Origin of the sequence: Stenotrophomonas sp. TWI587, assembly GCF_039674145.1 — a bacterium.
GTDB classification, from domain to species: Bacteria; Pseudomonadota; Gammaproteobacteria; order Xanthomonadales; family Xanthomonadaceae; genus Stenotrophomonas; species Stenotrophomonas maltophilia_AY.
Genome location: NZ_JBDJMW010000027.1, coordinates 1 through 384, shown reverse-complemented (window position 1 = coordinate 384; position 384 = coordinate 1). Strand labels below are relative to the sequence as shown.

Genomic DNA, 384 nt, shown 5'->3' with positions numbered 1-384 from the left:
CCCAGGAGAGGACTCGAACCTCCACGAAGTTGCCCCCGCTAGCACCTGAAGCTAGTGCGTCTACCAATTCCGCCACCTGGGCGACTCAGGAGGAGAATTCTGCGGGAGAACTGTGATCGTGTCAACAGGATCGCGCGGTAAATTTTCGTCAGACGTCAGTCGCCGCGTCATCGGGGTGTTGATGCCACGCACATCGTGCGTTGCGCATCGACGCAGGGCAGAGTCGCGCATTGACGAACCGCAGAAACGAAAAAACCCGCTTGCGCGGGTTTGATCATTTTCTGAGTCATGGTGCCCAGGAGAGGACTCGAACCTCCACGAAGTTGCCCCCGCTAGCACCTGAAGCTAGTGCGTCTACCAATTCCGCCACCTGGGCGACTCAGG

The 384-nt window shown here is 58.6% G+C and carries 1 tRNA gene; it reads right to left on the bottom strand.

From position 1 onward, the window contains the following. Positions 1–289 precede the first annotated feature (289 nt). Positions 290–376: transfer RNA gene (locus ABE464_RS19050), tRNA-Leu, on the bottom strand. Between the last annotated feature and the right edge of the window lie 8 nt (positions 377–384).